This window comes from Salinicola sp. (assembly GCF_982684285.1).
In genome coordinates this window covers 1-1,008 of the sequence record NZ_CEXLVS010000547.1, presented here as the reverse complement: position 1 = coordinate 1,008, position 1,008 = coordinate 1, and the positions used below count along the sequence as shown (strand labels likewise).

Genomic DNA, 1,008 nt, shown 5'->3' with positions numbered 1-1,008 from the left:
AACAAGCCGCCTGGGCTGCTTTAGAACATATTAATACTGATGGTGTTGTTGGTGTCGGCACCGGTTCTACGGTCAATCACTTCATTGATGCTTTAGCGACTATCAAGGGTCGAATCGAAGGTGTAGTATCCAGTTCTATCGTTTCAGCACAACGCTTAGAAGAACATGGCATCCCTGTTCTTGATTTAAACAATGTGGGCCAAATTGCCGTTTATGTAGATGGTGCCGATGAATCAAATCACCATTTGCAACTTATTAAAGGTGGTGGTGGTGCGCTCACTCGTGAAAAAATCATTGCCGCAGCCAGTGACAAATTTGTTTGTATTGCGGATGAAAGCAAGTTAGTCGACATCCTAGGTAGTTTCCCATTACCGGTTGAAGTGGTACCAATGTCACGCAGCTACGTCGCACGTGAAATCGTAAAACTAGGCGGACAACCTGTTTACCGTGAAGGTTTTGTCACCGATAACAGCAACGTTATTCTCGATGTGCATGGTTGGGAAATCATGGAGCCGATTGCCTTAGAGAAAACATTAAACAATCTCGTTGGTGTGGTAACGAACGGTCTGTTTGCCATGCGTCCTGCCGATGTCTTGTTATTAGGCAGCGAAAGTGGCACTAAAACTGTTCTTGCAAAAAAATAAAAGTTATTGCCTCACATCAACCGATGTGAGGCATTGTTTATGCAACCTGAATTAAAATCCTATGTTTAAACCTTTAAGTATCTACATTGGTCTGCGCTATACCGGCGCCAAACGCCGTAATCACTTCATTTCATTTATCTCGTTAACATCTATGTTTGGTGTGGCCTTAGGCTTGATGGAATTAATCGTTGTGTTATCGGTCATGAACGGCTTTGAAAAAGAGTTACGTGAACGGATCCTCGGCATGACCTCCCATGCCTTTGTTACCGGAGCAGATGGGACACTTAAAGATTGGAAAAGCCTGCAAAGCTTGCTCATCGGTCAACCACATGTGGTTGATTCAGCGCCTTTTGTTGAAGGCCAA

At 44.0% G+C, this 1,008-nt stretch carries 1 protein-coding gene and 1 pseudogene; both read left to right on the top strand.

The genetic code is table 11. The annotated features are described in order from the left end of the window. Window positions 1-644: ribose-5-phosphate isomerase RpiA (gene rpiA / locus AC3AYF_RS21850; RefSeq protein WP_487780562.1), on the top strand; the 644-nt coding region annotated here is incomplete at its 5' end. A gap of 61 nt (window positions 645-705) precedes the next feature. Then, a pseudogene (locus AC3AYF_RS21845) lies at window positions 706-1,008 on the top strand (lipoprotein-releasing system transmembrane subunit LolC); the annotation flags it as partial.